Source organism: Bacteroides sp. MSK.20.82, from assembly GCF_019052485.1.
Taxonomy (GTDB): domain Bacteria; phylum Bacteroidota; class Bacteroidia; order Bacteroidales; family Bacteroidaceae; genus Bacteroides; species Bacteroides thetaiotaomicron.
Window position 1 is genome coordinate 110,199 of record NZ_JAHQUN010000007.1, and the last position, 18,187, is coordinate 128,385.

The window sequence follows — 18,187 nt, forward strand, 5'->3', positions numbered from 1 at the left end:
TGTGTCTATCCCATCAATGTGATTTCTTCCACCTTGCCATCTTCGATGGTGGCATATAGGAAATGTCCGGCAAACGTATCTTCCGTGTCTTGGAAGAAGAGTTCCAATTCGTAATGGATAGAACCTTCTTCCTTTTCTTTGGTCTTTATATGAACAGATTGTAATTCGATTTGCGAGGCAAATCCCTCTTTGGATAGTGCCGGAAAGTCACAGTCCTCCCGCCATGCGTTTGCTGTTGGAAGCAATTCGTCTGCCATACGTAATTGCCAAGTTGCTTCACCTTCTTTTTCCAATTCGTTCAGATAGCCACTAATGGCTCGCAGATGTTTTCGGACAAGGGGGGCGTGCGGACAGCGGGATTCCGTTTTTTTACCGTATTGCTTCTTAACGAGTTTGACAGCCTCATTCAAGCATTCTATTTTGGTGTCGGTAGAAAGCGAGGGCATTTCCCAAAGTTGCTCGTATAACTCCAATTGTTTTTCAAACGAGCAAAAGGCAGACTTTGCTCCAATCTTTATATCCAGATAAGCGTCATAGGTTTTATATTCTTCCTTAGTCATATCTCGTTCAACGCCGTTTAGCTTGTTCTGAGTTTCATTCATGCGGGTAATAATACCATCGACTAATTTCACCAATTGACGTACTAGCTTGGGTATTCTTATTTTGTATTTCCTCGCATTTTTTTCTACACTTTGCGCATAGTATAGAATAGTGGCCATCAGGATGGAGATGTTCGTGTCGGCACGTACCAACTCGTCTGGCAGTTGTAGCATACTCACAAGATTGTATATTTCGATTTTATATGGAACGAGCCTGTTGATCTTTTCTTCGACAGACAACCCTTTATCACCCCATATCGTGTCGCACTCTCGAATGATTGTTTTGATTCTGTCGGCGTTCATCTCATCCAGACGACGTTGCTCCAACACTTCGTCCACCTTGGGCGGCAGGTGTTTCTTGAGGGATTTTATTTTTTTTTGAAGTTCGTTGACATAGATCTGCTGCTCTGACGGGAGTTGCGCATTCTTGCTTCTTGTCGTATTCTCTTTGATGACAGGCAATGTCTCGCTCGGTGTGCCCAAAGGGGCGATGGCGATATGCAAATCTACCTTCTTGCCCCAGATTGTTGCTTTATACCCTTCGGGAGTCTGATAGCCGCGAAACCATATTTGGAGGGTGCTGAGCCAAAACTCTGTATGAATTTCCAAAGTGACATCGTATAGGTCGGCAATTGACCTTGTCAAATGGAAATTCCAACTGTTTTTATCTGTCGTTTGTTCCTTTTTCATAATGCGGGTTGTGAAGTTTATTGATTTACTTTGGATAAAGTTTCCTCAGTCCATTCGCAAAATTACAAAAAGCAGAAACAATCCATCAATATAGGTAGATTAATTACGGCTTTTTCTTTGAGCTATAGTTTTACACCTCTGTTCATCCTTGACTTCGGTATTCTGATAGCTTCTCTAAATTCGTTCATTTTCTTTCTGAACCATTTAACATGCGAAACTCTGTTTATCTTGAAATCATAATTTCCCTCTGTGCTCTGTTTGAGAGAACAAACCCCACGCTTTCGGGAAAGTTGATATATCCTGAGAGTTAAATGGCAAACGTCCGTCGTTCCTCGCTATCGAAATTTGGCATTTGCCATTCTTTTAATAACACATATTAAGTCAGATAATTTGCGCCGTCTGTTTCATACGAGTATCTTTGCCTCACTATTCTGTTAAACGATAGGGGAGAATGTATCACAAGAGAAAAATAAGAGCATACATAGCATGGATGTTATTCATGACATTCATTCCCTTCTTTGTAGTGAAAACCTTTCACTATCATGGAAGTGAAGATGAAACGTCATGCTCTCATGCCGAACATTCCCGGAGTCATGCCGAGGATTGTGCGATATGTAAATACTCCCTTTCTCTCTTTACAGAACCTCAGTCGGTAGAATTTCACTGTATATTGACGCTCGTTCCTTACGAGCCGATTACTTATCAGGATAAGGTTGTCTGCAAACGAACTTATTCGCATCACCTACGCGCGCCTCCTGCCGCATAATTACATATTCATATTTTCTAGGAAGACAGGTTCATTGTAACTTGTCCTCACATTCATTTTACACATTATATAAAAGATTGTAATTGATGCGTATCGGAATTATTTCGGGCGTAATAGGGTTGTTTGTAACCTTATCCGTCCACGCACAGAAGTCCGATTCAATCAAGAGTATGCTTTTACCTGATGTTGTTGTGACCGAGTCATACCAACAGCGTCAAGCCAAGAAGTCTGCACTTACGGTTGAAGTGATAGAACAGGATTTTCTGCGCAAACATTTTACGGGAAACTTCATGCAGGCAATGGAGAACATTCCCGGAGTACAAGCTATGGATATAGGCTCCGGCTTCTCCAAACCGATGATTCGGGGGATGGGATTCAACCGGATAGCCGTACTGGAAAACGGAATCAAACAGGAAGGCCAGCAATGGGGAGCCGACCACGGACTGGAACTGGATGCCTTTAATATCGAGGCAGTCAATGTATTGAAAGGTCCTTCCTCACTGCTTTACGGCAGTGATGCCATGGGTGGAGTGATTGATATAGCCTCTCCTCCCATACCTTCTGCGAATATGCTCTTCGGCGATGTCACCCTATTGGGTAAATCCGTCAACGGAACACTGGCAGGTTCGCTGATGCTGGGACTTAAAAAGAATGCCTGGTATGCGCAAATCCGTTATTCCGAACAGCACTTCGGTGATTACCGCATCCCTACGGATACCATTGTCTACCTGACTCAGAAAATGCCTGTCTATGGGCGTAAACTGAAAAATACGGCAGGAGTGGAACGCAATATCGGCCTTTTCACCCAATATCAGCGAAAAGGCTATAAAGCAGACTATTCCATCAGTAATGTCTATCAGAAGACGGGCTTCTTTCCGGGCGCACACGGTGTCCCCGACGCATCGCGCGTAGAAGATGACGGAGACAGCCGGAATATCGAGTTGCCTTACAGCAAGGTAAATCATCTGAAAGTAACCACACATCAGCAATATGCTTGGGAGAGACTGATCCTGTCCGGTGATTTGGGATTTCAGAATAACCATCGGGAGGAATGGAGTGCTTTTCATACTCATTACGGCTTCCAGCCTGCGCCGGAGAAGGACCCGGACAAAGAACTGGCTTTCGATCTGAACACATACAGTGCTTCGGTAAAAGCCCGCTTTATTGGCTCTTCTTCATGGGAGCATACGTTAGGGTGGGATGGGCAACATCAGCAGAACAACATTTCCGGCTATTCATTCTTGTTGCCGGAGTACCATCGTTCTACTACCGGATTGCTTTGGCTTACGACGTATAAGCCTAATAACATTCTCTCTGTCAGTGGAGGCGTGCGATATGATTATGGTTATATTGGCATCTCTCCGCATGAGGACGTTTATCTGGCGGATTACCTTCGGAGGCAAGGATATGATGATGAACAAGTAGAGTCCTATAAATGGAACAGTCATGCCGTCCGAAAGCATTTCGGTGACTATTCCTTTTCTTTGGGACTGGTATGGACACCCTCCGTTCAGCACATGGTGAAAGTGAACATCGGACGTAGCTTCCGCCTCCCCGGAGCCAATGAACTGGCTGCTAACGGCGTACATCACGGCACTTTCCGTCACGAGCAGGGAGATGCTTCTCTGAAATCCGAGCAAGGATGGCAGATGGATGCTTCCTACAACCTGCGATATCACGGACTTTCCGTTTCCGTGTCTCCTTTTGTCAGTTGGTTCAGTAACTACATCTTTCTGCGTCCCACGGGCGAATGGTCGGTTCTGCCGCATGCCGGACAGATTTACCGCTACACGGGAGCCGAAGCACTGTTTGCCGGAACGGAAGCTACGATAGACATTAACTTTCTGCGTCATTTCAATTACCGTATCTCCGGAGAATACGTCTACACCTACAACTGTGACGAGCATATTCCGTTAAGTTTTTCTCCGCCGTTCGGTATGCGGAATACGTTGACATGGCAAAGAAAACACTGTATGCTTTATGCGGAGTGGCAACTGATTGCCCGTCAGAACCGTGTAGACCGTAATGAGGACCGTACACCGGGGGTCAACCTGTTTCATTTGGGTGGCTCGCTGAATATTCCGGTTGGCAGGACTAACGAGATAGAAATCACCCTGACCGCCCGTAATATCTTCAATACCAGATATTACAATCATCTTAGTTTTTACAGGAAAGTAGAAATTCCGGAACCGGGACGAAACTTCCAATTATTAATCAAAATCCCATTTAAAAAATTACTGTAATGAAAACAAAACTTTACCTCCCGATAATTAGCCTTCTGGCGATGTCTGTATTTGCATTTATTTCTTGTGACGATTCGGATAGCGATACCACCAAACCGGTGATTGAACTGAGCGAACCGGAAGAAGGGCAAGAACTGAAAATTGGCGACGAGCACGGAGTACATTTTGAAATGGATCTGTCCGACGACGTCATGTTAAAGTCTTATATGATTGAAATACATAGTAATTTCGACCACCATTCGCATGGAAAGAGCAGGGCTGCCGCTACGGACGAAGCCACTGTCGATTTCAGTTTCAACAGGTCTTATGATATCTCCGGAAAGAAAACGGCGCACATCCATCATCACGATATTATAATTCCGGCCAATGCTACTCCGGGCGATTATCATCTGATGGTTTATTGCACGGATGCCGCAGGAAACGAAACCTACATTGCGCGCAATATTGTACTGAGCACTACCGCCGAAGAGGACGATCATCATCACGATGAATAACTGAAAGAGCCTGCCTGCCATGCAAAACGGGGGGCGGGATGGAGTATCTTTTTTCTCTTATTAATCAGTGTTCGTATAATTTTCTTTAAAAGGTGTAATAGTTATTACACCTTTTGTGTTTTCAAAGCTTTACTTTTGTGAAAAATACTTTTTCACTATGATGAAGTTACCATTTATAAACCGAATTTTTCCTTCGTACAGATCAAGGATAGTAGCCGTTATCATTGGCGGTATTATTGTAGGCGGAGGAGCTTTATTTATGTATATGCTTCGGGCACATACGTATCTGGGCGATGATCCGGCAGCGTGTGTGAATTGTCACATCATGTCTCCTTATTATGCTACATGGTTTCACAGTTCACATGCACGGGATGCTACCTGTAACGATTGCCATGTTCCTCACGAGAACATTGTAAAGAAATGGACATTCAAAGGAATGGATGGTATGAAGCACGTAGCTGCATTTCTCGCCAAAAGCGAGCCACAGGTGATACAGGCCCACGAGGCCAGTTCGCAGGTGATTATGAATAACTGTATCCGTTGCCATACGCAACTGAATACGGAGTTTGTAAAAACAGGAAAGATAGATTATATGATGTCTATGGTGGGAGAAGGAAAGGCTTGCTGGGACTGTCATCGGGATGTACCTCACGGTGGTAAGAATTCGCTGTCCGCTACTCCGGCAGCTATCGTCCCTCTTCCCGAATCACCCGTACCGGAATGGCTTCGGAAGATGGTTAATAATAAGGAATAAGCATATGCATAACTACGTAATAAAATAATAAAACCGATATACAATGGAAAAGAAATTAAAATCATGGCAAGGATGGCTGTTGTTCGGAGGTTCAATGGTCGTTGTTTTTGTTTTAGGATTATGTGTTTCTGCGTTGATGGAGAGGAGGGCGGAAGTCGCCAGTATCTTTAGTAACCGCAAAACTGTCATTAAAGGTATTGAAGCACGCAACGAACTGTTTAAAGATAATTTTCCCCGCGAATATCAGACTTGGACGGAAACGGCAAAGACTGATTTTGAAAGCGAGTTTAATGGCAATGTCGCTGTTGATGCTTTGGAAAAACGTCCGGAAATGGTTATTCTGTGGGCAGGATATGCATTCTCAAAAGACTATTCCACTCCGCGCGGACATATGCATGCTATCGAGGATATCACGGCGTCACTTCGTACCGGTTCTCCTGCAGGTCCGCACGATGGTCCTCAGCCTTCTACTTGCTGGACTTGTAAGAGTCCGGATGTTCCCCGCATGATGGAAGCATTGGGAGTCGATTCTTTCTATAATAACAAATGGGCTGCCTTTGGTGATGAAATCGTGAATCCGATCGGCTGTTCCGACTGTCACGATCCGGAAACAATGAATCTTCATATCAGCCGTCCGGCATTGATTGAAGCTTTCCAGCGTCAGGGAAAAGATATCACAAAAGCTACTCCACAGGAAATGCGTTCATTGGTCTGTGCGCAGTGCCACGTAGAATATTACTTCAAGGGTGACGGTAAATATCTGACTTTCCCGTGGGATAAAGGTTTCACTGTAGAAGACATGGAAGCATATTATGATGAGGCAGGTTTCTATGATTACATTCATAAGTTAAGCCGTACTCCGATCTTGAAAGCCCAGCATCCCGACTATGAAATTGCTCAGATGGGTATTCACGGACAAAGGGGCGTTTCTTGTGCCGATTGTCATATGCCTTATAAGAGCGAAGGGGGCGTGAAATTCAGTGATCATCACATTCAGAGCCCATTGGCAATGATTGACCGCACCTGTCAGACTTGTCATCGTGAGAGTGAAGAAACATTACGTAAAAATGTGTACGAGCGTCAGCGCAAGGCAAATGAAATCCGTAACCGTCTGGAACAGGAACTGGCAAAGGCGCATATCGAAGCAAAATTTGCCTGGGATAAGGGTGCTACAGAAGATCAGATGAAAGATGTGCTTGCATTGATTCGTCAGGCACAATGGCGTTGGGACTTCGGTGTGGCATCACATGGAGGTTCTTTCCATGCACCGCAGGAGATTCAGAGAATTCTTTCTCATGGTTTGGACCGTGCTTTGCAGGCTCGTCTGGCTGTATCCAAAGTTTTAGCGAAGCATGGGTATACGGAAGACGTTCCGATGCCGGACATTTCAACGAAGGCCAAAGCGCAGAAATATATCGGTCTTGATATGGATGCTGAAAGAGCTGCTAAGGAGAAATTCCTGAAAACGACCGTTCCGGCATGGCTGGAGAAGGCAAAGGCAAACGGACGTCTGGCACAAAAGTAAAATAGGGATATATGTGGAGCAAACCGTGGAGTTATAAAGAAGGGCTGGTGATTGGTGCGGGATTACTGGTGATAGGTATTTTGCTGCAAATGGCAGTGGGAGCCATCAACTGGAGCCTGTTTGCCTGTCCGGTCAATGTGATTGTGTTAGTGGTTTATATCATTGCGCTGGTAGCCATGCACCTTCTTCGTAAACGTGTGTATCTGTTTGGATGGTTGAGCCATTATTCCGCTGCCGTTTCTTCCTTGGTATGGGTAGTCGGCATGACGGTGATCATGGGACTTATCCGGCAGGCTCCTTCCGGTCACGCTTCCAATGATATACTGGGATTTTCACAGATGATTTCGTCCTGGACTTTCGTCCTGCTTTACTTTTGGATGGTCACTGCATTGGGATTGACCATACTCCGTGCCAGCTTTCCATTCAGGATTGGCAGACTATCCTTTCTTCTCAATCACGTAGGATTGTTCGTGGCATTGATTACGGCTACTTTGGGAAATGCCGATATGCAACGCTTGAAGATGACTACCCGAATGGGAAACGCGGAATGGAGGGCTACCGATGATAAAGGAAAATTGATAGAACTTCCGTTGGCTATCGAACTGAAGGATTTTACGATTGATGAATATCCTCCGAAACTGATGCTGATTGACAATGAAACGGGGGGAGTACTCCCCGAAAAGTCTCCTGTGCATTTACTGCTTGAAGACGGAGTTTCCGAGGGCAGTCTGCTGGATTGGGACTTGTTTGTCGAGCAGTCTATTCCGATGGCTGCCTCCGTAGCTACAGAAGACACATTGAAATTTACAGATTTCCATTCGATGGGAGCGACATATGCAGCGTATCTGAAGGCCGTCAACCGAAAGAACCAACAGGCGAAAGAAGGGTGGGTGAGCTGTGGTAGTTTTCTCTTTCCTTATAAGGCATTGCGTCTCGACTCTCTGACGAGCCTGGTGATGCCGGAACGGGAACCGCAACGTTTTGCATCGGAAGTAAAAGTCTACACACAGGAAGGAACGATAACGGAAAGTACGATTGAAGTAAATCGTCCGATGGAGATAGCAGGATGGAAAATTTATCAGCTTAGTTATGATGAGTCGAAAGGTCGCTGGAGCGATATCAGCGTCTTTGAGCTGGTTCGCGACCCGTGGTTGCCTGTAGTATATGCAGGGATCATCATGATGATGCTCGGAGCAATTTGTCTGTTTGTCAATGCACAAAAGAGGAAAGAGGAGGACAAGGAATGAGTTGGGAACATTTTATATGGTTTGCGATAGCCGCATTGATTTGCTGGAGCTTGGGCGCGTTTGCTGCCTGGAAAGGAAAGAAGCCGGTATGGACCTATGGATTTACCTTGTTGGGGCTGGTCATCTTTTTCAGTTTTATCCTCGGTATGTGGATTTCTCTGGAACGTCCTCCGATGCGGACGATGGGAGAGACACGTCTGTGGTATTCTTTCTTCCTTCCATTGGCTGGTTTGATAACGTACGTGCGTTGGAAATATAAATGGATTCTTAGTTTCAGTTGCATTCTCTCACTGGTATTTATCTGTATCAATATCTTTAAACCGGAGATTCACAATAAAACGCTGATGCCTGCTTTGCAAAGTCCGTGGTTTGCCCCTCATGTCATAGTCTATATGTTTGCTTATGCGATGTTGGGAGCTGCGGTGGTCATGGCTGTTTATCTGCTTTGGTTCAAAAAGAAGGATATTGAACGGAAAGAGATGGACTTATGCGATAACCTGACTTATGTAGGCTTGGCATTTATGACATTGGGAATGCTGACGGGAGCTATCTGGGCGAAGGAAGCATGGGGGCACTACTGGGCTTGGGACCCGAAAGAGACATGGGCGGCAGCTACTTGGTTCTCCTATCTGGTATATATCCATTTCAGACTGGGCAGACCGTTGAAGAGTCGTCCGGCATTAGTCATTCTGTTAGTATCATTTGTCTTATTACAAATGTGTTGGTATGGAATCAATTATCTTCCATCGGCACAAGGAGTTAGTGTACATACTTATAACTTAAATTGAAATATCAATGAAAACATTTTATTGGTCATTCGTTCTTATGCTATTGCCAAGCATGGCATACACACAAACTACGGAGAAGGAAAATGAATTTTCGATGTCTATGCAAATCAGACCTCGTGCGGAGTATCGAAACGGTGCTTTAGTCCCTCGCAATGAAGGGCAGAAGGCTGCATCATTTATTAATAACCGTGCCCGTTTGTCACTGGACTACAAGCGTTCGGACCTTGAAATCAAGATGTCGGCACAGCATGTCGGAGTATGGGGACAAGATCCGCAGATTGACAAGAATGGTCGCTTTATCTTGAATGAGGCATGGGCAAAGCTGGATTTTGGAAAAGGCTTCTTTGCACAGTTAGGTCGTCAGACGTTAATTTATGATGATGAACGTATTTTGGGCGGACTGGACTGGAATGTGGCAGGCCGTTATCATGATGCGTTGAAACTGGGATATGCCAATAAGAATAATGAAATACATGCTATTCTGGCTTTCAACCAGAATGATGAAAAAACGGCAGGTGGTACTTATTACAATTCTTCTATTGGTCAGCCTTACAAGAATATGCAGACTGTGTGGTATCACTATAAAGCAGATAAGATTCCGTTCGGGGCTTCTTTACTGTTTATGAATTTAGGATTAGAGACAGGGAATCAGCTCACTCAAGATTCTCATACCCGCTACTTGCAAACGATGGGAACTTATCTTACATATAAAAATAGCGGATGGAACCTGGATGGCGCTTTCTACTACCAAACAGGTAAGAACAAGGATGCCGAGAGCGTTTCCGCTTTTATGGCAAGTGCTACGGCAGCTTATGCGTTCAATAAGACATGGGGAATGGTTGTAAGTTTTGATTATTTGAGCGGAAATGAAGAAGGTAGTAGTAAATTTAAGGCTTTTGACCCTCTTTATGGGACGCATCATAAATTCTATGGCAGCATGGATTATTTCTACGCTTCTGCATTCAACAAAGGATTTGCTCCCGGATTAATAGATGGTCGTCTTGGGGCTCGTTTTCGTGCATCTGCCAAGGTAGATATGGAACTCAATTATCATTATTTTGCTACTGCTACTGAAGTAGATTTTAAAGAAGATTTGAAGAAGTCACTCGGTTCGGAAGTTGACTATCAGATCAATTGGTCTGTAATGAAAGATGTGAAACTCTCTGCCGGTTATTCTTTTATGCTTGGAACGAAGACGATGGATGCTGTGAAAGGTGGAAATCATAAGAGTTGGCAAGACTGGGGATGGGTATCTGTCAATATCAACCCGAAAGTGTTTTTTACAAAATGGTAATTGAAACCTAGCTAGGATTCAGATTAAACCGTTGATAGAATATAAAAAGTGGCACAGCATTAAATTTAGGCTGTGCCACTTTCTTTTTATTATAAGTATTTCTCCAGCGCCATTTTATTCAGAATCTCGATCTTTTTTCCTTCCATTGTGATCAGTCCTTCCTTGATTATCTTATTGATTTCTTTGGATAAAGCAGGACGTGATACATTCAGATACTCGGCAAGCTGTGACTGGGTATGCATGATCTCTACAGTCAGAGAATCTTTTTTCTTATGTTCGAATAAGTAAACAATAAACCTTTCGCGTACAGTCTTGCGCGACAGAGGTTTCAAACGTGATACGGTACATATATTGCAATTTCCGGCGATGCAAAGAAAATTGTGCAACACCTGCGGGTCCTGACTGATGACTTTAAAAGTGGAATCTTTGGTTGCCATGAGTACCACGCTGTCTTCCAAAGCAGTAAAAGTAGCTGGCAACGTATTGTTTGAATTGAAAAGGTGAGGGGTGGCAAAGGTACGTGGTGCGATGATATACTCAATCATCACTTCGTTCCCCAATCCGTCAATGATATCCGTGCGTAGTTTTCCTTCCAATAACACATATAGTTTGTTGCAAGGTGTACCTTGCGTAACAACTATTTCTTTTTTATCCGCTGCATAGATAACGAAATCCAGTTTGTCCAACAGAGATTCCTTAATGTTCAGAGGTAAATCCCGAAATAAAGGGATTTGAAATAATTTTTCTTTATGTGCGTTGGTCAGTTGTATTTTTTTCATTGCATTATGTTGTTCGTATCATGGGCAAAGATATGAATTATATATGGGCAGAGAAAATCTTTTTTTATGTTTGTGCCGCCGAAAGACCGATTATGGATGAGATGAAAAGGATATTGATAAAAAGTAAAAATGGCAGAAAATGTTTGAATCAGTAATTAGGGTACACATCTCTGTAATTTATCTACATTTGCTATATGATAAATTGTCTATTTTTGCAGAGTGAAAAAGCTGATTAATGAAATTCAAAAAATAAAAGTAATAAAGTTATGGCTAAAAAAGTTCTGATTATTTCGTCCAGCCCCCGAAAGGGCGGTAATTCTGATATGCTTTGTGACGAATTTATGAAAGGTGTCCTCGAAACAGGCAATGAAGTAGAAAAGATTTTTCTGAAAGAGAAAGCAATTCATCCTTGTACGGGATGTAGTGTTTGCAGCATGTATGGCAAACCCTGCCCCCAGAAAGATGATGCCGCAGGAATTGTAGAGAAAATGATTGCTGCTGATGTCATCGTAATGGCAACACCTGTTTATTTCTATACGATGTGTGGACAGATGAAGATTATGATTGACCGTTGTTGTGCGCGTTATACGGAAATAACGAATAAGGAATTTTATTTCATTATTGCAGCGGCGGAGAATGATAAGGGGATGATGGAACGTACGATTGATGGTTTCCGTGGCTTCCTTGATTGTCTGGAAAATCCGCAGGAAAAAGGAGTGATTTATGGAATAGGTGCCTGGAAGGTAGGAGAAATAAAAGATACTCCCTACATGCAGGAAGCCTATGAGATGGGAAAAATGGTGTAAACGTTCGCTTTAGGTAAACATTTCCCGTCTTATATAACAACCTTTCAGGATGGTGTCACTATGCTGAGTATATAGTGACGCTATACCTGTAGGATAGTGACACTAAAGCAGTATGATAGTGACACTATAGTAATGGGATAGTGACACCATATTTTTGTCTGGATTTAATGAGAGAAGTTTAGTTTAATGATTCTGTTACAATAATCTTCTTTCGTTCGATTCCAGTTCCAATAAAGTCTTTTTAGCTACAAGACCACCGGCATATCCGGTCAGTTTATGATCACTGCCGATCACCCTGTGACAAGGAATAAGTATTGAAATAGAATTTGCTCCATTCGAAGAGGCTACCGCGCGGATAGCTTTAGGATTATCCAGTCTCTGTGATAATTGAGCATAAGATATCGTTGTTCCGTAGGGAATGTTTAATAATTCATTCCATACACTCTTTTGAAACTCTGTCCCGACAAGAAGCAGAGGAATATCAAACGTAGTCCTTTGACGGGAAAAATACTCATCTAGCTGACTGATCGTTTGCGTTATCACTTCAGAGTTTTCTATTGCGTACTGAGCATTTAGCGCTTTTTGTATTCGTTTATCGATTGTTGCTCTGCGTTCTTCACTCACCACCCAGTCACACATACAGAGCTTGTTCTCGAAAGAACCGAGTATCAATTTCCCGCATGGAGATTGATAGTACTGTATCTGAACTGTATTTACTTTACCTTTTGCTTCTTTCTCCATTTTGATTCTTTATTTAAAGGGTTTGATATGGATGTAAAAGTAATTATTTGTATTCAAACTACAAAATGAATAATTCGGCAATAGAAGCCTGAAACAAAATCTTTTACCCTTACAGTCGATTTAAATTGATTGATTACTTGTTCTGCCGTAGAATTATTATAATTTTGTAGCAGAACTTTTTATTTCGTAGTATTTGATTAAGAACCAAACCACATGAACTATAAAATAACGACTCTTGTCGAAAATTGTGTCTATGGACGTAAATTGCAGGCAGAACATGGTCTTTCCCTCTATATTGAGACACCGGAAAACAGATTACTTTTTGATACGGGAGCTTCTGATTTATTTATCCGTAACGCCCGGTTATTGAATATTGACTTGCAAAAAGTAGATTATTTAGTATTATCTCATGGTCACAGTGACCATACGGGTGGACTACGCCATTTTCTTGAACTAAATGCCGAAGCAACGGTTGTTTGCAAACGCGAAGTGTTTTTTCCTAAATTCAAGGATGAACGTGAGAATGGAATGAAATATACACGCTCGCTTGATCTTTCTCGTTTTCGTTTTATTGATGAGTTGACTGAACTGGTTCCCGGAGTATTTCTTTTTCCCTCTGTGGATATTATAGACCGGAAGGATACACATTTTGAACGATTTTGGATTCAAAAGGAAGATGGTTCTAGAGTCCCCGATACCTTTCCGGACGAGTTAGCTATGGTACTGGTTGAGCCTGAAGGACTTTCCATTTTAAGTGCCTGTTCCCACCGGGGTATTACAAATATATTGCGGACTGTAAGAACGGCATTTCCGGAACTCCCCTGTAATTTGCTTTTAGGTGGATTTCATGTTCATAATGCAGAAGAATCCAAATATCAGGTTATTGCTGATTATTTGCACGAATATTTACCTCAAAAGATAGGTGTCTGCCATTGTACGGGAGTAGATAAATATGCTTTCTTCTATAAGGATTTTGGAGACAGAATATTTTATAACCATACAGGGAAATTGATTCAGACGGATTCTCTGTTATAATTATCTGAGACGACTAAACAAGAATATATAAAAACAAACTGGATGAATTTTAAAGACTGCATAGATTCTTATCCCTTTATATTAATGGAAGGTGCTTTAGGCGAGCGACTAAAAAGGGAGTTTGATTTGGATATCAGTGGTACTGTTGCAATGGCTGACTTAGTCTATCAGCAGAAAGGTAGACTGGCATTAGAAACGCTATGGAATGAATATATTGATATTGCATATAGGTATCAACTACCATTTCTTGCAACAACTCCAACAAGAAGGGCCAATAAAGAACGGATTTATATGGCTGGATACAATGAATCCATTATTGCAGATAATGTGGATTTTCTTCGTTCCATAAAAGAAGCAGCAAATGTAGATATGTATATCGGTGGTTTGATGGGATGTAAGGGAGATGCATACACTGGCGAAGAGGCTCTAAATCTGGAAGAGGCAATAGACTTCCATAGTTGGCAGGCCGGTTTGTTTAAATCTGCCAAAGTTGATTTTTTATATGCAGGTATTATGCCTGTATTGACGGAAGCTATCGGGATGGCAGTCGCTATGTCTGATACGGATATTCCTTATATTATCAGCTTTACGATTCAAAGAGACGGAAAACTGATAGATGGGCATACCATTGATGATGCCATACATTGCATTGATAATCATGTGTCTAACAAACCTGTGTGCTATATGACAAATTGTGTTCATCCTGATATTGTTTACGAAGCACTTTCTCATAAGTTCAATCAAACACAAACGGTAAAATCTCGCTTTTGGGGTATACAAGCAAATACTTCCCAATTGTCATATAAAGAATTGGATGGAGCAAATCATTTACATACTTCTTCGGCAACCGATCTGAGTGAAGCTATTTTAAAGTTGAAATCTGATTGTCATCTTAAAATATTTGGTGGGTGTTGTGGAACAGACAGCAGTCACATGGAAAAAATCGCTAAAATATCGGAAGTGACTTAAACTAACTAGAAATACGGTCTTCTCATGAAACAAGGAATATAGAATAAATATATAAACATACAATAATATGAAGAAAATAATCATCTCTTTAGCGCTGGTACTGACTGCATTATCCAGCTATGCTATTACTCCTTTGTGGATGCGTGATGCACGTATCTCACCGGACGGAAAGGAAATCGTCTTTTGTTATAAAGGCGACATTTACAAAGTCCCCGTTCAAGGGGGAACCGCTACCCAATTAACAACACAAGCTTCTTATGAGGCTAATCCCGTCTGGTCGCCAGATGGTAAACAAATCGCGTTTGCCAGCGACCGGAATGGGAACTTCGATCTCTTTATCATGCCTGCCGATGGAGGAACTGCACGTCGGTTGACTTATCATTCTGCCTCGGAGATTCCTTCGGCTTTCACTCCGGATGGTAAATTTGTACTTTTCTCCGCCTCCATTCAGGACCCTGCGCAAAGTGCCCTTTTTCCTACCGGAGCCATGACGGAATTATATAAAGTTCCGGTTACCGGAGGACGTACCGAACAAGTGTTGGCTACTCCTGCCGAATGGGTATGCTTTGATAAATCGGGAAAAAACTTCCTTTATCAGGACCGTAAAGGTTTTGAAGATGAATGGAGAAAACACCATACCTCATCTATAACAAGAGACGTTTGGCTATACGATGCTTCGACCGGAAAACATACCAATCTGACCAATCGGGAAGGAGAAGACCGTAATCCGGTATATGCACCGGATGGTAATTCGGTTTATTTTCTAAGTGAGCGCAATGGCGGTTCATTTAATGTATATAACTTTGCCCTGAACACTCCGCAGGAAGTGAAAGCCATCACCACTTTCCGCACGCATCCGGTGCGTTTCTTGTCAATCAGCGATAAAGGAACTTTGTGCTATACGTATGACGGAGAACTTTATACACAAGAGCCCAATGCCCGCCCAAAGAAAGTAAATGTTGATCTTGTGCGTGATGATGAAAAAGAGATTGCCACTCTCAGATTTTCTCAGGGTGCGACTTCCGCTTCTGTGTCTCCGGATGGTAAGCAGGTGGCTTTTATTGTGCGAGGTGATGTTTTTGTGACTTCAACCGATTATGCTACGACCAAGCAAATAACAAATACTCCGGCAAAGGAAGCCGGTGTATCTTTTGCTCCCGACAACCGTACACTGGTTTACGCCAGCGAGCGGACCGGCAACTGGCAACTTTATACTGCTAAGATAGCTCGTAAAGAAGAGGCGAATTTCCCTAACGCCACTCTCATTGAAGAAGAAGTATTGCTTCCCTCCAAAACCATAGAACGTGCTTACCCGCAATACTCTCCGGATGGTAAGGAACTGGCTTTTATCGAAGACCGTAACCGGTTGATGGTACTCAATCTGAAAACCAAAAAAGTACGTCAGGTGACAGACGGTTCTACATGGTACAATACAGGAGGCGGATTCGACTACGAATGGTCGCCCGATGGCAAGTGGTTTACGCTTGAGTTTATCGGCAATCGTCATGATCCCTATTCGGATATCGGCATTGTCAGCGCGCAGGGAGGTACTATCACTAATCTGACTAACAGCGGTTATATTAGCGGCTCTCCACGTTGGGTGCTGGATGGGAATGCCATTCTGTTTCAGACCGAACGTTATGGTATGCGTGCGCATGCTTCCTGGGGATCACAACAGGATGTGATGCTGGTATTCTTGAATCAGGATGCTTACGACCGTTATCGTTTGAGTAAAGAGGATTTCGAACTGCTCAAAGAATTTGAAAAGGAGCAGAAGAAAGCAAAGGAGAAAGACGGTGATAAGAAAAAGGACGGAAGTAAGTCTAAAAAGGAAAAGGCAGACAAAGAAGGAGATAAGGAGGATACCGAAGAAGACAAGGCAGACAAGAAAGATATTGTTGTGGAACTCAGCGGTATTGAGGACCGTATTGTACGCCTGACTCCTAACTCTTCTGATTTAGGTAGTGCCATTCTTTCAAAAGATGGAGAAAATCTGTATTACTTCTCAGCTTTCGAAGAGGGGTATGACCTTTGGAAAATAAATCTTCGTGAAAAAGATACGAAGCGTCTCCATAAACTTAATTCCGGCTGGTCATCACTGATGCTGGATAAAAAAGGAGATATCTTCTTGCTGGGAAGCAGAAATATGCAGAAAATGGACGCAAAGTCAGATGCTCTGAAATCTATCAGTTATCAGGCTGAAATGAAAATGGATTTGGCAGCCGAACGTGAGGCAATGTTCGATCATGTATATAAACAACATCAAAAACGTTTCTACAATCTTAATATGCACGGAGTGGACTGGGATGCCATGACAGCTGCCTATCGTAAATTTCTGCCGCATATTGATAATAACTATGATTTTGCAGAATTACTGAGCGAATGGTTAGGTGAACTGAATGTTTCGCATACCGGAGGGCGCTATTCTCCGAGGGGCAATGGGGATGTAACCTCTAATCTGGGCTTATTGTTTGACTGGAATTATCTGGGAAAAGGTATGCAGATTGCTGAAATCGTAGAGAAAGGCCCGTTCGATCATTCCCGTACCAAAGTAAAGGCAGGGTGCATTATAGAAAAAATCAACGGGGAAGAAATAACTCCGGATAAGGACATCACTGATCTTTTGAATAATAAGGCAGGGAAAAAAACACTGGTTTCGCTGTACAACCCACAGAATAAGGAACGTTGGGAAGAAGTGGTAAAACCTGTCACAAGCGGACAGCTTAATGGCTTATTATATAAACGTTGGGTGAAACAACGTGCTGAGGATGTGGAGAAATGGTCCGGCGGTCGTTTGGGATACGTTCATATTCAATCTATGGGAGATGGCAGTTTCCGTACTGTTTACTCGGATATTCTGGGAAAATACAATAACTGTGACGGAATTGTGATCGATACCCGTTTTAACGGAGGCGGTCGTCTGCATGAAGATATTGAAATTCTTTTCAGTGGTCAGAAATATTTCACTCAGGTGGTACGCGGACGTGAAGCCTGTGATATGCCAAGTCGTCGCTGGAACAAGCCTTCTATTATGTTGCAGTGTGAAGCCAATTATTCGAATGCGCATGGCACTCCGTGGGTGTACAAGCATCAGAACATTGGAAAACTGGTAGGTATGCCTGTCCCGGGAACTATGACAAGTGTATCTTGGGAAACTTTGCAGGACCCTTCATTAGTATTTGGGATTCCTATCATCGGCTATCGCCTACCGGATGGCAGTTATCTGGAAAATACTCAGCTGGAACCTGATATCAAAGTTGCCAACAGCCCGGAGACGGTAGTGAAAGGAGAGGACACGCAACTCAAAATGGCTGTAGATGAATTGCTTAAAGAAATAGATAGCCGGAAGAAATAGACATCGTTTGTTTGTGTTAAAAGAACCGAAAAAAAGAGCTTATTGAAATGATGTGTCCAACTTATTCTTACTTTTGTGTTTGACAATAGTGTCAAACTAAGG

General features: G+C 42.8%; 15 protein-coding genes. 12 read left to right on the forward strand and 3 right to left on the reverse strand.

Translation table 11 applies throughout. The features are described 5' to 3' along the window. Positions 1-5: 5 nt before the first annotated feature. Complete coding sequence (locus KTR07_RS09115; RefSeq protein WP_117981468.1) at positions 6-1,289, reverse strand: DUF2262 domain-containing protein; 1,284 nt, start codon at positions 1,287-1,289, stop codon at positions 6-8. Positions 1,290-1,740: 451 nt separating this feature from the next. Between KTR07_RS09115 and KTR07_RS09120 the strand changes: the two genes are divergently transcribed. The 8 genes from KTR07_RS09120 (at position 1,741) to KTR07_RS09155 (ending at position 10,400) form a co-directional block, all read left to right on the forward strand. Then, the gene (locus tag KTR07_RS09120; protein WP_008762355.1) at positions 1,741-2,055 is read left to right on the forward strand and encodes a hypothetical protein; all 315 of its coding nucleotides are present in this window, start codon (positions 1,741-1,743) and stop codon (positions 2,053-2,055) included. Positions 2,056-2,141: 86 nt separating this feature from the next. Beyond that, on the forward strand, positions 2,142-4,298 hold the full coding sequence (locus KTR07_RS09125; protein ID WP_117981467.1) for a TonB-dependent receptor: 2,157 nt from the start codon (positions 2,142-2,144) through the stop codon (positions 4,296-4,298). After that, positions 4,298-4,792, forward strand: a complete 495-nt coding sequence (locus KTR07_RS09130; RefSeq protein ID WP_008764873.1) for a DUF4625 domain-containing protein — start codon at positions 4,298-4,300, stop codon at positions 4,790-4,792. The genes KTR07_RS09125 and KTR07_RS09130 overlap by 1 nt, the downstream gene beginning before the upstream one ends. Before the next feature lie 157 nt (positions 4,793-4,949). Further along, on the forward strand, positions 4,950-5,546 hold the full coding sequence (nrfH, locus tag KTR07_RS09135) for a cytochrome c nitrite reductase small subunit (protein WP_008764874.1): 597 nt from the start codon (positions 4,950-4,952) through the stop codon (positions 5,544-5,546). A 43-nt stretch (positions 5,547-5,589) separates the two neighbouring features. Continuing rightward, positions 5,590-7,071 (forward strand): ammonia-forming cytochrome c nitrite reductase, encoded by a 1,482-nt coding sequence (gene nrfA / locus KTR07_RS09140; protein ID WP_008764875.1) that lies wholly within the window; start codon positions 5,590-5,592, stop codon positions 7,069-7,071. Between the two features lie 11 nt (positions 7,072-7,082). Then, on the forward strand, positions 7,083-8,318 hold the full coding sequence (locus tag KTR07_RS09145; RefSeq protein WP_008764876.1) for a cytochrome c biogenesis protein ResB: 1,236 nt from the start codon (positions 7,083-7,085) through the stop codon (positions 8,316-8,318). Further along, positions 8,315-9,106, forward strand: coding sequence for a cytochrome c biogenesis protein (locus KTR07_RS09150; protein WP_008764877.1), 792 nt, complete (start codon positions 8,315-8,317; stop codon positions 9,104-9,106). The genes KTR07_RS09145 and KTR07_RS09150 overlap by 4 nt, the downstream gene beginning before the upstream one ends. Before the next feature lie 7 nt (positions 9,107-9,113). Next, a complete protein-coding gene (locus KTR07_RS09155) occupies positions 9,114-10,400 on the forward strand; it encodes an alginate export family protein (RefSeq protein WP_022471012.1) in 1,287 nt (428 codons plus the stop codon). A gap of 89 nt (positions 10,401-10,489) precedes the next feature. Here KTR07_RS09155 and KTR07_RS09160 read toward each other — a convergent pair whose 3' ends face one another. Further along, the gene (locus tag KTR07_RS09160) at positions 10,490-11,179 is read right to left on the reverse strand and encodes a Crp/Fnr family transcriptional regulator (RefSeq protein WP_008762363.1); all 690 of its coding nucleotides are present in this window, start codon (positions 11,177-11,179) and stop codon (positions 10,490-10,492) included. A 266-nt stretch (positions 11,180-11,445) separates the two neighbouring features. Between KTR07_RS09160 and KTR07_RS09165 the strand changes: the two genes are divergently transcribed. Next, a complete protein-coding gene (locus tag KTR07_RS09165) occupies positions 11,446-11,985 on the forward strand; it encodes a flavodoxin family protein (RefSeq protein ID WP_008762364.1) in 540 nt (179 codons plus the stop codon). Positions 11,986-12,180: 195 nt separating this feature from the next. On the opposite strand, the gene KTR07_RS09170 is transcribed toward KTR07_RS09165, so the two are convergent. Beyond that, complete coding sequence (locus KTR07_RS09170; protein WP_008764879.1) at positions 12,181-12,726, reverse strand: methylated-DNA--[protein]-cysteine S-methyltransferase; 546 nt, start codon at positions 12,724-12,726, stop codon at positions 12,181-12,183. A gap of 213 nt (positions 12,727-12,939) precedes the next feature. On the opposite strand from KTR07_RS09170, the gene KTR07_RS09175 reads away from it, so the two are divergent. The 3 genes from KTR07_RS09175 to KTR07_RS09185 all read left to right on the forward strand — a co-directional run bounded on the left by KTR07_RS09175 (position 12,940) and on the right by KTR07_RS09185 (position 18,085). Further along, positions 12,940-13,761, forward strand: coding sequence for an MBL fold metallo-hydrolase (locus tag KTR07_RS09175; RefSeq protein WP_008764880.1), 822 nt, complete (start codon positions 12,940-12,942; stop codon positions 13,759-13,761). A gap of 42 nt (positions 13,762-13,803) precedes the next feature. Further along, entirely contained in the window at positions 13,804-14,730 is a 927-nt protein-coding gene (locus KTR07_RS09180) for a homocysteine S-methyltransferase family protein (protein WP_113748365.1), read from the forward strand. 67 nt (positions 14,731-14,797) lie between these two features. After that, on the forward strand, positions 14,798-18,085 hold the full coding sequence (locus KTR07_RS09185) for a S41 family peptidase (protein WP_062694847.1): 3,288 nt from the start codon (positions 14,798-14,800) through the stop codon (positions 18,083-18,085). Positions 18,086-18,187 lie beyond the last annotated feature (102 nt).

Coding starts and splice junctions, on each gene's coding strand:
- KTR07_RS09115 (WP_117981468.1), bottom strand. CDS start 1,289: ATGAAAAAGGAACAAACGACAGATAAAAACAGTTGGAATTTCCATTTG.
- KTR07_RS09120 (WP_008762355.1), top strand. CDS start 1,741: ATGTATCACAAGAGAAAAATAAGAGCATACATAGCATGGATGTTATTC.
- KTR07_RS09125 (WP_117981467.1), top strand. CDS start 2,142: ATGCGTATCGGAATTATTTCGGGCGTAATAGGGTTGTTTGTAACCTTA.
- KTR07_RS09130 (WP_008764873.1), top strand. CDS start 4,298: ATGAAAACAAAACTTTACCTCCCGATAATTAGCCTTCTGGCGATGTCT.
- nrfH (WP_008764874.1), top strand. CDS start 4,950: ATGATGAAGTTACCATTTATAAACCGAATTTTTCCTTCGTACAGATCA.
- nrfA (WP_008764875.1), top strand. CDS start 5,590: ATGGAAAAGAAATTAAAATCATGGCAAGGATGGCTGTTGTTCGGAGGT.
- KTR07_RS09145 (WP_008764876.1), top strand. CDS start 7,083: ATGTGGAGCAAACCGTGGAGTTATAAAGAAGGGCTGGTGATTGGTGCG.
- KTR07_RS09150 (WP_008764877.1), top strand. CDS start 8,315: ATGAGTTGGGAACATTTTATATGGTTTGCGATAGCCGCATTGATTTGC.
- KTR07_RS09155 (WP_022471012.1), top strand. CDS start 9,114: ATGAAAACATTTTATTGGTCATTCGTTCTTATGCTATTGCCAAGCATG.
- KTR07_RS09160 (WP_008762363.1), bottom strand. CDS start 11,179: ATGAAAAAAATACAACTGACCAACGCACATAAAGAAAAATTATTTCAA.
- KTR07_RS09165 (WP_008762364.1), top strand. CDS start 11,446: ATGGCTAAAAAAGTTCTGATTATTTCGTCCAGCCCCCGAAAGGGCGGT.
- KTR07_RS09170 (WP_008764879.1), bottom strand. CDS start 12,726: ATGGAGAAAGAAGCAAAAGGTAAAGTAAATACAGTTCAGATACAGTAC.
- KTR07_RS09175 (WP_008764880.1), top strand. CDS start 12,940: ATGAACTATAAAATAACGACTCTTGTCGAAAATTGTGTCTATGGACGT.
- KTR07_RS09180 (WP_113748365.1), top strand. CDS start 13,804: ATGAATTTTAAAGACTGCATAGATTCTTATCCCTTTATATTAATGGAA.
- KTR07_RS09185 (WP_062694847.1), top strand. CDS start 14,798: ATGAAGAAAATAATCATCTCTTTAGCGCTGGTACTGACTGCATTATCC.